This window comes from Pseudomonas sp. WS 5059, from assembly GCF_012985525.1.
Classification (GTDB): domain Bacteria; phylum Pseudomonadota; class Gammaproteobacteria; order Pseudomonadales; family Pseudomonadaceae; genus Aquipseudomonas.
Genome location: NZ_JAAQWO010000002.1, coordinates 500846 through 513377, shown reverse-complemented (window position 1 = coordinate 513377; position 12532 = coordinate 500846). Strand labels below are relative to the sequence as shown.

The 12532-nt window shown below is 61.5% G+C and carries 14 protein-coding genes; 8 read left to right on the top strand and 6 right to left on the bottom strand.

The window, feature by feature from the left end; translation table 11 throughout:
- The first annotated feature begins 50 nt into the window (after positions 1–50).
- The 4 genes from HBO12_RS07120 to rlmF all read left to right on the top strand — a co-directional run bounded on the left by HBO12_RS07120 (position 51) and on the right by rlmF (position 5101).
- Positions 51–479, top strand: coding sequence for a DNA polymerase III subunit chi (locus tag HBO12_RS07120; RefSeq protein ID WP_169954506.1), 429 nt, complete (start codon positions 51–53; stop codon positions 477–479).
- A 7-nt stretch (positions 480–486) separates the two neighbouring features.
- Positions 487–879 carry a DNA polymerase III subunit chi gene (locus HBO12_RS07115; RefSeq protein ID WP_170041798.1) on the top strand — a complete coding sequence of 131 codons (393 nt, stop codon included), beginning with the start codon at positions 487–489 and terminating at the stop codon, positions 877–879.
- Between the two features lie 142 nt (positions 880–1021).
- Positions 1022–3868, top strand: a complete 2847-nt coding sequence (locus tag HBO12_RS07110; RefSeq protein ID WP_170041797.1) for a valine--tRNA ligase — start codon at positions 1022–1024, stop codon at positions 3866–3868.
- A 216-nt stretch (positions 3869–4084) separates the two neighbouring features.
- Complete coding sequence (rlmF, locus tag HBO12_RS07105; RefSeq protein ID WP_169954509.1) at positions 4085–5101, top strand: 23S rRNA (adenine(1618)-N(6))-methyltransferase RlmF; 1017 nt, start codon at positions 4085–4087, stop codon at positions 5099–5101.
- Positions 5102–5168: 67 nt separating this feature from the next.
- On the opposite strand, the gene HBO12_RS07100 is transcribed toward rlmF, so the two are convergent.
- Positions 5169–5450: an HU family DNA-binding protein gene (locus HBO12_RS07100; RefSeq protein ID WP_169954510.1), complete on the bottom strand. Its 282-nt coding sequence runs from the start codon at positions 5448–5450 to the stop codon at positions 5169–5171.
- Positions 5451–5846: 396 nt separating this feature from the next.
- On the opposite strand from HBO12_RS07100, the gene yejK reads away from it, so the two are divergent.
- Together yejK and HBO12_RS07090 are read left to right on the top strand one after the other, a co-directional pair.
- The gene (gene yejK, locus HBO12_RS07095) at positions 5847–6851 is read left to right on the top strand and encodes a nucleoid-associated protein YejK (protein ID WP_169954511.1); all 1005 of its coding nucleotides are present in this window, start codon (positions 5847–5849) and stop codon (positions 6849–6851) included.
- Positions 6851–7204, top strand: a complete 354-nt coding sequence (locus HBO12_RS07090; protein WP_169954512.1) for a glutaredoxin family protein — start codon at positions 6851–6853, stop codon at positions 7202–7204. The genes yejK and HBO12_RS07090 overlap by 1 nt, the downstream gene beginning before the upstream one ends.
- Before the next feature lie 115 nt (positions 7205–7319).
- Here the strand turns inward: HBO12_RS07090 and HBO12_RS07085 are convergent, their stop codons facing one another.
- From HBO12_RS07085 to HBO12_RS07065, 5 genes are all read right to left on the bottom strand, one after another.
- On the bottom strand, positions 7320–8249 hold the full coding sequence (locus HBO12_RS07085) for a glutathione S-transferase family protein (protein ID WP_170041796.1): 930 nt from the start codon (positions 8247–8249) through the stop codon (positions 7320–7322).
- A gap of 81 nt (positions 8250–8330) precedes the next feature.
- Positions 8331–8615, bottom strand: a complete 285-nt coding sequence (locus tag HBO12_RS07080; RefSeq protein WP_346266476.1) for a GIY-YIG nuclease family protein — start codon at positions 8613–8615, stop codon at positions 8331–8333.
- 36 nt (positions 8616–8651) lie between these two features.
- Positions 8652–9122, bottom strand: a complete 471-nt coding sequence (locus tag HBO12_RS07075; RefSeq protein WP_169954515.1) for a nuclear transport factor 2 family protein — start codon at positions 9120–9122, stop codon at positions 8652–8654.
- Between the two features lie 96 nt (positions 9123–9218).
- A complete protein-coding gene (locus HBO12_RS07070) occupies positions 9219–9854 on the bottom strand; it encodes a response regulator (protein ID WP_169954516.1) in 636 nt (211 codons plus the stop codon).
- 194 nt (positions 9855–10048) lie between these two features.
- A complete protein-coding gene (locus HBO12_RS07065; protein WP_170041795.1) occupies positions 10049–10858 on the bottom strand; it encodes a response regulator in 810 nt (269 codons plus the stop codon).
- Between the two features lie 397 nt (positions 10859–11255).
- Between HBO12_RS07065 and HBO12_RS07060 the strand changes: the two genes are divergently transcribed.
- Positions 11256–11876, top strand: coding sequence for a DUF1120 domain-containing protein (locus HBO12_RS07060; protein ID WP_169954518.1), 621 nt, complete (start codon positions 11256–11258; stop codon positions 11874–11876).
- 32 nt (positions 11877–11908) lie between these two features.
- Complete coding sequence (locus HBO12_RS07055) at positions 11909–12529, top strand: DUF1120 domain-containing protein (RefSeq protein WP_169954519.1); 621 nt, start codon at positions 11909–11911, stop codon at positions 12527–12529.
- Positions 12530–12532 lie beyond the last annotated feature (3 nt).

Sequence of the window (12532 nt, the reverse complement as noted above, 5' to 3'; positions counted from 1 at the left end):
AGCAAGCTCGCTCCTACAGGTAAAGCATGCAGGCCGCTGCAGGACATGTAATGACCCAAGTCGACTTCTATATATTGCCCAGCGCCGATCCGTCGGCGCGCCTGGACTTTGCCTGCAAGCTCACGGAAAAAGCCTGGCGCATGGGCCATCGCATCTACCTGCATTGCAGCGACAGCGCCCAGCGTGACGACCTCGATGCCCGCCTGTGGCGCTTCAAGGGCGAGAGCTTCGTGCCCCACGGCCCCGCAGAATCGGAGCCTGAGAGCCTGGTGGTACTGGGTGTGGGCGACAGTTGTGGTGATCACCATGACCTGTTGGTCAACCTGGACCTGAAAGTGCCGGCGTTCGCCAAGGGTTTCGCCCGCGTGGCGGAAGTGGTGGTGGAAGATCCGGCTATTCGTCAGGCCGCGCGGGAGAGTTTCCGTTTCTACCGCGAACAGGGCTATTCTCTGCAAGATCACCGATTACAGCGACTCTGAGCACATGATGGACACTTCAAACCCGCTAAAACCGTCTGACCACCTGCTGGACGACCTTGAGTCGATCCGCCAGTTGCTGGGTGATGACAACCTGCAACCACCGCTGCTGACCGATACTGTCGCAGAAGAGGTACAGATCCCCCTGCTGTTCGACCAGGTCGGCGCCAAGCCTGGCGTAGCCGAGCCTGTCGAGCCGCCCGTCGTACAAGCGGCGCCCGCGCAACCTGCCGCCGAAAAAGCCCCCGACGCCTTGCTGCTGCACCTGGACAACGAACTGCGCGCCGCTGCGCAATTGATCATGCAGGACGTGATCGACGACTTTGCCCCGCACATCGAAACCGAGATCAAGCGCCGGATGGATGCGCGCATGGAGCGGTTGCTCAGCCAGTACCAGTCCTGAGATCCCCTGTAGGAGCGGGCAAGCCCGCTCCCACATTTGACCCGCGCCAGTCTTAGCCCTTCTCTTCGTCTCGCCCTCTCCCCTATCCCTCGTTATACTTGTCGGCTTTCCTGAATAAATGCCAACTAGGGTCCCGCCGCGCATGGATAAGACCTACCAGCCGCACGCTATTGAAACTTCCTGGTACCAGACCTGGGAGTCCGAGAACTATTTCGCTCCGCAAGGTGCGGGCGAGTCCTACACCATCATGATCCCGCCGCCGAACGTCACCGGTAGCCTGCACATGGGTCACGGTTTCAACAACGCGATCATGGACGCCCTGATCCGTTTCCGCCGCATGCAGGGTCGCAACACCCTGTGGCAGCCGGGCACCGACCATGCCGGCATCGCCACCCAGATGCTGGTGGAACGCCAACTGGAAGCCACCGGCCAGAGCCGTCACGACCTGGGCCGCGAGAAATTCCTGGAAAAGATCTGGGAATGGAAGGACCAGTCCGGCGGCAATATCAGCCGTCAGATCCGTCGCCTCGGCTCGTCCGTAGACTGGAGCCGCGAGCGTTTCACCATGGACGACGGCCTGTCGGAAGCGGTCAAGGAAGCTTTCGTGCGCCTGCACGAAGATGGCCTGATCTACCGCGGCAAGCGCCTGGTGAACTGGGATACCAAGCTGCACACGGCGATTTCCGACCTTGAAGTGGAAAACCACGACGAGAAAGGTTTCCTGTGGAACCTCAAGTACCCGCTGGCCGATGGCGCCAAGACCGCCGAAGGCAACGACTACCTGATCGTCGCCACCACCCGTCCGGAAACCATGCTCGGCGACGCCGCCGTGGCCGTTAACCCGCAAGACGAACGCTACCAGGCCCTGATCGGTAAATTCGTCGAGCTGCCATTGGTCGGCCGCCGCATCCCGATCATCGCCGATGATTACTGCGACCCTGAATTCGGCACCGGCTGCGTGAAAATCACCCCGGCCCACGATTTCAACGACTACGAAGTCGGCAAGCGCCATAACCTGCCGCTGCTGAACATCTTCGACAAGAACGCCGCCGTTCTGCCGGCCTGCCAGGTGTTCAACCTCGACGGTACGCTGAACGACAGCATCGACGGCAAGATCCCGGCCGAATACGCCGGCCTCGACCGCTTTGAAGCACGCAAGCAGATCGTTGCCGCGTTCGATGCCGCCGGCCTGTTGGTCAGCGTGGATGACCACGCCCTGAAAGTACCGAAAGGCGACCGCTCCGGCACGGTGATCGAGCCGTGGCTGACCGACCAGTGGTACGTCTCCACCAAGCCGTTGGCAGAACCTGCGATTGCTGCCGTGGAAGATGGCCGTATCCAGTTCGTGCCCAAACAGTACGAAAACATGTACTTCTCGTGGATGCGCGATATCCAGGATTGGTGCATCAGCCGTCAGTTGTGGTGGGGCCACCGCATTCCGGCCTGGTACGACGAGTCGGGCAAGGTCTACGTCGGCCGCGATGAAGCCGAAGTGCGCGCCAAGCACAACCTCGGTGCGGACGTGGCGCTGCAACAGGACAACGACGTACTGGACACCTGGTTCAGTTCGGGCCTGTGGACCTTCTCGACCCTGGGCTGGCCGCAGCAGACCGAGTTCCTGAAGAAATTCCACTCCACCGACGTGCTGGTCACCGGTTTCGACATCATTTTCTTCTGGGTTGCCCGGATGATCATGCTCACCATGCATTTGGTGAAGAACGAGGATGGCACCCCGCAGGTGCCGTTCAAGACCGTGTACGTACACGGCCTGGTGCGTGATGGCCAGGGCCAGAAGATGTCCAAGTCCAAGGGCAACGTGCTGGACCCGCTGGACATCATCGACGGCATCGACCTGGAAACCCTGGTGCAAAAACGCACCTCGGGCCTGATGCAGCCGAAACTGGCGAAAAAGATCGAGAAGCAGACCCGCGACGAGTTCGCCGACGGCATCGCCAGCTACGGCACCGATGCCCTGCGCTTCACCTTCTGCTCGCTGGCGTCCACCGGTCGCGACATCAAGTTCGACATGGGCCGCGTCGAAGGCTATCGCAACTTCTGCAACAAGATCTGGAACGCGGCGCGCTACGTGCTGGACAAGGGCGAAGACTGCGGCCAGAACGGCGAAGCCTTTGAGCTGTCCCTGGCTGATCGCTGGATCATCTCGCAGTTGCAGCGCACCGAAGCCGAAGTGACCCGCCAACTCGACCAGTTCCGTTTCGACCTGGCCGCACAAGCGCTGTACGAGTTCATCTGGAACCAGTATTGCGACTGGTACCTGGAACTGTCCAAGCCGGTGCTGTGGGACGAGAACGCACCGATCGAGCGCCAGCGCGGCACCCGTCGCACCCTGGTGCGCGTGCTGGAAGTGGCGTTGCGCCTGGCGCATCCGTTCATGCCGTTCATCACCGAAGAAATCTGGCAGCGCCTGGCGCCGCTGGCCGGTATCCAAGGCAAGACCATCATGCTGCAACCTTGGCCGGTGGCCAATGAAGCCCGCATCGACGAGGCCGCCGAAAGCGATATCGAATGGCTCAAGGCCCTGATGCTCGGCACGCGCAACATCCGCGCCGAGATGAACATCGGCCCGGGCAAGCCTTTGGCGGTGTTCGTGAAGAACGCCAGTGCCGAAGACCTGCGCCGTCTCACCGAGAACGACGCCTTGCTCAAGAAGCTGGCGAAGCTGGAGTCGATCACCGTATTGGCTGATGGCGCCGAAGCACCGCTGTCTGCCACCGCACTGGTTGGCGAGATGGAAGTGCTGGTGCCGATGGCCGGCCTGATCGACAAAGGCGCCGAACTGGCACGCCTGGACAAGGAAATCCTGCGTTTGCAGGGCGAAGTGCAGCGCGTCGGCGGCAAGCTGTCCAATGCGGCGTTCGTGGACAAGGCCCCGGCCGAAGTCATCGACAAGGAACGCGCCAAGCTGGCCGAGGCCGAACAGGCGTTGGGCAAGCTGGCGGAGCAACATGCGCGGATTTCCAGCCTGTAAGGGCCGGCCTGCGTAAAAAAGAGACCTTCGGGTCTCTTTTTTTTGGCACTGCAAACCCAATCAATGTAGGAGCCGGCTTGCCGGCAATAGCATCACCTCGGTCTGCCCGATACACCGAGTCACCCGCATTGCCGGCAAGCCGGCTCCTACAGTTGAACGGGTTGGGCTCAGGATGTGTGACAATGGCCGCCACTTTGAGCCAACACCAGAATCATCATGACCGCCCCCAGCACACCCAAACCGCCCCGCAAGAAGCCGAAAACCGCCGCCACGGCCAAGCCCGTCGCGCCGCGCAAGGAAGCGACCCTGCACCCGCGCAACCGCCACCAGGGCCGTTACGACTTCCCCGCGCTGATCAAGACCACGCCAGAACTGGCCCAGTATGTGATCCTCAACCCCTACGGCAAGGAAAGCATCGACTTCGCCAGCCCGGACGCGGTGCGGGTGTTCAACCGGGCGCTGCTCAAGGCGTTCTATGGCGTGCAGCACTGGGATATCCCGGCTGACTACCTGTGCCCACCGGTGCCGGGCCGTGCCGATTACGTGCACTTCCTCGCCGACCTGCTGGCCAGCGTCAACGACGGCAAGATTCCCCGTGGCTCGATCGTCAAGGTGCTGGACATCGGCATGGGCGCCAACTGCGTCTATCCGCTGATCGGCTACATGGACTACCGCTGGAACTTCCTCGGCTCCGAGATCGACCCTACCGCCGTGGCCGCCGCCAAGGCCATTGTGCAGTCCAATGACCTGAGCAAGGTCATCCAACTGCGCCAGCAAACCAATCCCAAGCATATTCTGCTGGGGCTGCTGGAGCCGGGTGAGCGTTTTGACCTGACCATGTGCAACCCGCCCTTCCATGCCTCCATGGATGAAGCGACCAAAGGCAGCGAGCGCAAGTGGCGTGCCCTGGGCAAGGCCGACCCCAAGCGCAAATTGCCGGTATTGAACTTCGGCGGCCAATCGGCAGAGCTGTGGTGCGAGGGCGGTGAGGCGCGGTTTGTCACGCAATTGATCGCCGAAAGCGCGCATTTTGCGCATAAGGTGCTGTGGTTCAGCACTCTGGTGTCAAAAGCGTCCAACCTGCCTGCCATCGAGACCGCGCTGAAAAAGGCCGGGGTCCTGGAAAGCCAGGTGGTGGAGATGTCCCAGGGCCAGAAACAGAGCCGTTTTGTGGCATGGACCTTCCAGACCAAGAACGAGCAGCAGATCTGGCGCCAGCGCTGGGTGCGCTAGAGGCAAATCGCAGGCAACAAAAAACCGTGCCCGGATCGCTCCGATGCACGGTTTTTTTTGCTGCGTCTTACTTGTTGATCGAGTCGGTCAGGCCTTTGGCCACAACCAGCTTGATCACTTTCTTCGCAGCGATTTCGATGGCAGCGCCAGTCGAAGGGTTACGGCCGGTACGGGCTGGACGCTCGGCCACTTTCAGCTTGCCAACACCTGGCAGAGTGATTTCGCCGCCGTTGTCCAGCTGGTCACCAACGATCTGAGCCAGTTGCTCCAGTACTGCACGTACTTGAACCTTGGTGGTGTCAGTGGATTCGGCGATATCAGCGATCAGTTGGTCTTTAGTCAAAGCCATTGTGGTGTTCCTTCCCTATCAAATTCATTTGGATTGCAGAGTGCAGTGTCAGCCATCGAGCCCGACCGTCAAGGCCTGGCACCCCTGGCCATAACCGCGAGAGATCGGGGTTATAGATGCTTGAAACGGGGTTTGGTTCGACCTGACAAATGCTGAATGCACGCTTAACGCCGATACATCGCGTAAGACGGGGCAAAACTAGCACAGAGACGGGGAAATATCCGCTTCTACCTACCCATTTGGTCAGCTTTATCGCTCTAAACCGTGAAAAAAAGGCATATGGGCCGTCAGAGGCCTGCCAAAACCGCTGCAAACGACGCCGCGACCAACGGGTGCGGTACACTGGCGACTTTTTCCGGGAGGCCAACCGCTCCCGCCCAACCAGCCGAGAAGCCCATGCCGATCCGTCACTGCATCGTCCACCTGATCGACAAAAAACCCGACGGCACGCCCGCAGTTCTCCACGCCCGTGACTCCGAACTGGCCGAGTCCGCCGCCATCGAGAACATGCTCGCCGACCTCAACGAGAGCTATAACGCCAAGCAAGGCAAGGCCTGGGGTTTGTTCCATGCCGAGTCCGGCGCGCACCCGTTCAGCGGCTGGTTGAAGGAATATTTCGACGGCGCCAAGGATTTCACCGCCTTCAGCCGGATTGCCGTGGAACACCTGCAGAAGCTGATGGAGGAATCCAACCTCTCTGTCGGCGGCCACGTGCTGTTTGCCCACTATCAACAGGGCATGACCGACTACCTGGCCATCGCCCTGCTGCACCACAGCGAAGGCGTGGCGGTGACCGACGAGCTGGACGTGACGCCCTCGCGCCACCTGGACCTGGGCCAGTTGCACCTGGCGGCACGGATCAACGTGTCCGAATGGCAGAACAACAAGCAGTCCAAGCAGTACATCTCGTTTATCAAGGGTAAGAACGGCAAGAAGGTCTCGGAGTACTTCCGCGACTTTATCGGCTGCCAGGAAGGCGTCGACGGCCCGGGCGAGACGCGCACCCTGCTCAAGGCCTTCAGCGACTTCGTCGAGAGCGAAGACCTGCCGGACGAGTCCGCCCGCGAGAAAACCAAGACCCTGGTGGACTACGCCAGCAGCCAGGCCAAGCTCGGCGAGCCGATGGGCCTGGAAGAACTGTCGGGCTTGATCGATGAAGATCGGCCAAAGGCGTTCTACGACCATATCCGCAACAAGGACTACGGCCTGTCACCGGAAATCCCCGCCGATAAGCGCACCCTCAACCAGTTCCGCCGCTTCACCGGGCGCGCCGAAGGCTTGTCCATCAGCTTTGAAGCGCACCTGCTGGGCGACAAGATCGAGTATGACGAAGCCGCCGGCACCCTGATCATCAAGGGCTTGCCGACCCAACTGACCGACCAGCTCAAGCGCCGTAACTGATGCTCGGCGGGGTCCTGAAGAAAGTCCTGCTGGTGCTGCTGGTGGTGGTGGCGATCCAGAACTGGGGCAAGATCGAGCGGTTGTTCAACCCCTCGCAGGTGGTGCCGGAGCAGGTGCGGGCCACCGCCCGGGTGACGCTGTACACCACCGAGTGGTGCGGGTACTGCAAGCAGACCCAGCGGTTCCTCGATCAGAAAGGCATTCCCTACAAGAGCGTGGATATCGAAAAGGATACCCAGGGCCGCAAGGCCTATGAGGCCCTGGGAGGCGGCGGGATTCCATTTGTGGACGTGAATGGCACGCAGATTCGCGACTACAACCCGGATGCCATCCTGTCCGCCCTGAACCTGTAGGCGCGAGCAAGCCCTAATGCCGATCAGTTAAGCGCAGATCAAATGTGGGAGCGGGCTTGCCCGCTCCCACAGGCGATCTGCGCATTAGAGCAAACCCACGCCTACAGCGGTTTGATTAACGGATTAAGAAGCCCAGGCGCGGAAAGTGCACATGCACAGTGCCGCCGCGCTCATCCTCGCGACGCAGGATCAGTTCTTCACGGCCGGCAAACATCAACTCCCCCGCCACCGGGTCGACGCCATAGTCGGTCGCGGCGATGGTCACTTGCTGGCCGCCCCTGAACCCGTTGGGATCTGCAAACACTTCATCCGGCAACGCTGCAGGCGCGCTATCGCGGGCGATTTCCAGGGCCTGCTTGGCACCCATCTCGCTGGCAGTGCCATGCCCAAAGCCCAGGACCCGCGCCAGCCAGGCGCTGGCAGCCGGATAGTTATCCACCAGCGGCGAGGTCACCGACGAGCCTTTGAGGAACCACAACGGATGGGCCATGGCAAAGTCGGCAATCGATGGCTCGCCAAACAGGAAATCCCCCGACTGGCGCTGCAATTGCTGCTCAAGGCGCGCAATGATTGCCGGCCACTGGTGCCGCGCCACGTCCAGTTGCACGCGGCTGGCGCTGCCGTCGCCGAACATCTTGCTGCGGTCAGCCACCAGCACCTGCAGCAACTGCGGCGGCACCTTGGCAAATTTCACGGCCAGGGATTCGGGCTGGAACACCAAGGCCACGGCATGGGAAAACACCACAGAATCGGCCCAGGCGGCAAAGCTCTGGCTGACCAGTTCCTGGCCCTCGGGAAACAGCGGCGGCGTGGCCTTTTCCTGTTCCAGGCGGCGTGCGATCAGCGCGGTGTCGCAGTAAATATCTGCACCCACTTGCAGCACCGGGGTTTTACGGTAGCCGCCGGTCAGGGCCGTCAGGTCGGGCTTGGGCATCACCGGGGGAATGGTCACCGAATGCCAGGACAGCCCTTTGTAGCCCAGGAGCAGGCGGGCTTTTTCCGCAAAAGGGGATTGGGGGTAGTGGTGCAGGATCAACTCAGACATGCCGGACTCCGCCAGATGAAGGAGCGGCCAGATTATCGTGCAAAAACCCTGCGGCCTAGCCATTGGCCTGATGGGAACTGATCAGTCAGATTGATAAGCCCGGGCCAGACACTCCTTGGCGCTTTTCTTGAGCTTTTTTATCAGGCGTTCCTGGCGCAGCGCCTCGCCCTTGCTCGCGCAGGCCTCGGTATACACCAGCGCGACCGCCGGGCTGGACAGGAAAAACCGCGCGCCCTTGCCGCTCTGATGCATCGCAAAGCGGCGCAGCGGATCGTTGCTGATCCCGCAATAGAGCGAGCCATTGGCCGCCCGCACCAGGTAGACAAACCAGGGCTTGGGCGCGATGGGTTCAGGTGGATTGTTCACAAAAGGTTCTGGCAAACGAAAAGAGCGCCAATCTTATCAACGACTGGCCTGGAACGCCTTCAACCCTTTCAACGCCTGGGCGCGCACCGCGTTGCGCACCAGCGGCGTCCAGCCCAGCAGCAGGCCCTTCGCACCCAGGGCCTGGCGCGACCAACGCCACAGGTCGAAGTGGTCGTGGTGCTCGCAGATCTTGCCGTCGCGAAACACAAAACGGGCCTGGATATCGTTGACCACGGTGTTGCCGGTCTGGCTGAACAGATACGTCGCCACCCAATGGGCGCTGCCGAGGGTGTCGTCGCTGCGCACCTGGTCGAAGGTCAGGGAAAAGTCCTTGGCCCGGGTGGTGAGCATGCGCCACATGTCGCCGGCATCGCGCCCGCGCAGTTCACCAAACGCCGGGTCGCTGAACCGCACATCCTCGGTGTAGCAGGCACTCATGGCTTCGGCATCCAGGCGCTGGAAGGCGCTGTAGAACTCACTGATCAGGGCGTTGTGGGCGTCGCTCATGGGTTGCATCCGGCAAAGGTGGGAAGTCAGTCACGATAGTGTGCAATGGCCTGCAACGCCATCGGCATCAATCCCGGGAATGCCAGGGGTAAACCCCTAAGGCACCATGCCGCAGCTACGGGCATAGGCGAACAGATCCACGTCGGTGGAAATACACAGGCGGTTCATGGCCGTGCTTTTCTGTTTGCTGATGGTGGAGATACTGCGATTGACCCGAGCAGCGATCTGGCTGACCGTCATGCCGCTGGCGAGCATGCGCACCACTTCCCGTTCCTTGCCGGACAATTGCGGTTGTTGCGACTGATCGCCGGTGCCCGCCTCCACCAGTTGCACCCGCAGGCATTCACTGACAAAGGTCTGGCCGGCGCTCACCGTCTTGATCGCCTGGGGCAACTCCTTGGCCGAAGCACTCTTGGCGACAATGGCCTGGGCGCCATGGGCAAAAGAAGCCCGTAGGGTGGCGACGTTGGCAAACATGGTCACCAGGATCACCGGCAACTGTGGATACTGGCGGTGTAACAGGCTGAGCAAGCCGTAGCCATCGGCCTGCTGCCCGCCGGGCATGGCGAAGTCGGTCACCAGCACATCGCACGCAGTGGTTTGCAGTAACCGCAGCAGCTCATCGGGCCCGTCAGCCTCCCCCACCACTTTGCACCGACCGTTCGCCTCGATCACCACTCTCTGCCCGATACGCACAATGGGATGATCGTCAGCAATAATTACGCGAAGCATAAATCCCCACGGATGATGGCAACTGAGCCCGCAAAATACCCTCGCCGGCGGCCCTCAACAACCGTCCATACCCCAGGCTTTTGCGTGGCGATCAGTGTTTTGTAGTGATTTTTTTAAAGCCTACAAAGTAAACAGAAATTACCTACATACATAACCCGCAGTACAGATTGGCAATGACCTACAAGCCCCCCTGATCACAACGCCCCCAAGTAACGAAGGTACGCCCGCAAGTCCTCCTGAAAGGCGTCCAACTGCTGTTTGCTCAGCACTATGCCCTGGGTGTGGATGCGCTCGATCAGGCTCATCCCGCGCAGCTCCAGTTCGGCGACGCCGAGGAACGCCAGGCTGCCCACCAGGCGGTGCAGGCGCTCGGCGGTCAACGGCGCATCCAGGGCTTGGCGCGCGTGAGCCAGGGCGGCGCTGTCTTCCCGGGCTTCGCACAGCAGGCTGGTGAGCATCTGGTCCACTACGCGGGCATCGCCAAAGGTCTCGATCAGGCCGGCACGGGTCGGCCAGGGCACCGCCGCGATGGCACTCGGGGCGATGGTCGCCGGGCCGGGTAGCCATAGCGCCAGCACGCCATGCAGTTGCTCGAGGCTCAGCGGCTTGAGCAACCAGGCGTCCATGCCGGCATCACGACAGCGTTGGGGATCGTCGTGGACCAGGTTGCCGGTCAAGGCAATGATCGGTACACGCCGCTGTGCGTTGGCGTGTTCGCGCAGGCGGATCGCCCGGCTCATGGTGTAGCCGTCCATCAGTGGCATCTGGCAATCGCTGATCACCAGATCGAACGGACGTTCGGCCAGGGCAGCCAGGCCGTGTTGCCCGTCGCCAACCAAGTGATGGCCCAGCCCCAGTTTTTTCAGGAACCAGCCCATCAGCGCGCGGTAGGTGGAGTGGTCCTCCACCACCAATACGGTCAGGTGCTGCCAATGCAATGGGGGGGCGCTCGAGGGTGTCAATTCACCGGAAAGCACTGCGCTCAACGATACGTCAGTCTCCATGTTCACCTCATTGTGACGATCCGTCCTGCAGCGCACGACGGCGCTGACGCAACAGCCAAACCCTCATGACTGCTATCGCCGCCTGAAAATAGCCTTATGGATGGCGGCATGACGATGCAACAACTACGAAAAACCTAACTTTCCTACATATCCAGCAACCTATTCCGACACAAACAAAACTGATTTCCGCCTCCCGGTGATTGTCGTAATAGTTGTATTTCCCCCGCTCCCCCCCGTCGCTAAATTGCGCTCCACCCCAATCAGAGGGAACGGGCAGGCCGCACTGCGGCCACCCCGAAACAGATACGCCAAGCCGCCTTGCAACCCGCCCCCTCCAAGGGACAGGCACTGCCGGCTGCACGCATCAATCGCCGAACTTGCACTGGAACAACCTGAAATGAACAAGTCGCTAAACCTGGTGGGCACCGCCCTGTTGCTCGCCAGCGCTACCTCCGCCTTCGCCGCCAGCAGCGTGGACCTGGCCGTCAAAGGCCTGATCACCCCGAATGCCTGTACTCCCGCGCTTTCCGCCGGGGGCGTGGTGGACCACGGAAAAATCGCCGCCAAGGACCTGCTCCAGAACAATCCCACCTCATTGCCCCGGGTGACGCTGCAATTGACCATCGATTGCGACGCAACCATTCCCTTCGCCCTCAACCCCATCGACAACCGCAGTGGCACCTCCACCAGCGGCAGCGACTTCGGCCTGGGCCTGGTCAATGGCGACAAGCGGTTGGGCCGGTTTTACCTGACCCCGCTGAACATGCTCGCCGACGGCGTGAGTGTGCAACCTATCGCCTCCGGTGACGGTGGCCGCACCTGGTACAACGAGCGCAACTGGGAACTGCAGACCCTATGGGGCGCCGGCGCCCTGGACGACGCCACCACCCTGCTGCCGGTCAAGAGCCTGGTGATGGACCTGGAAGTCGGCGCCAGCATCGCCCGTGCCGACCAGTTCGACTTCAGTCAAGAGACGCCCATCGACGGCTCCGCGACCCTGGAAGTGCTGTACCTGTAACTAAAACCCCGTCCACACGGAAGGTTCCAATCATGCATTTTTCCACCGCTATTCCATTGGCCGTGTTGTGGCTTGCCGCCTCGCCACTGGCCCTGGCCGCCAGCAGCACCGACCTCGCCGTCAAAGGCACCATTACCCCCAGCGCCTGTGCGCCGCTGATCTCCGGCGGTGGCATGGTCGACTACGGAAAAATGGCCGCCAGGGATCTCCAGGCCGAGCAGTACACCGCACTGCCCAGCCAATCCATGCAGTTGAGCGTGCGCTGCGAGGCGCCAACGTTCTTCACCCTGACCACGGTCGACAACCGCGCCGGTTCCTCGGCCAACCACGCCAGCTGGCATGGCCTGGGCATGACGGCAGAAGGGGAAAAACTCGGCGGTGCCGCGTTCCATCTGTATGCCCCCGTGGCCGATGGTGTGGCGGTGCGCACCATCACTTCCGTGGACGGCGGCGTGACCTGGCTACCCACCAGCCTGCTCACCCACAACATGCTGACGGCCGTCGCCCTGGGCAACCAACTGGTGCCGATTGCGGTACGGGACTTCGACGCACAGATCCGCCTGTACACCCACATCGCCCCCGCCGATGGCCTGACCCTGACCGACGAAGTCCCCGTCGATGGGCACGCCACGGTCCAAGTCACCTATCTGTAAACC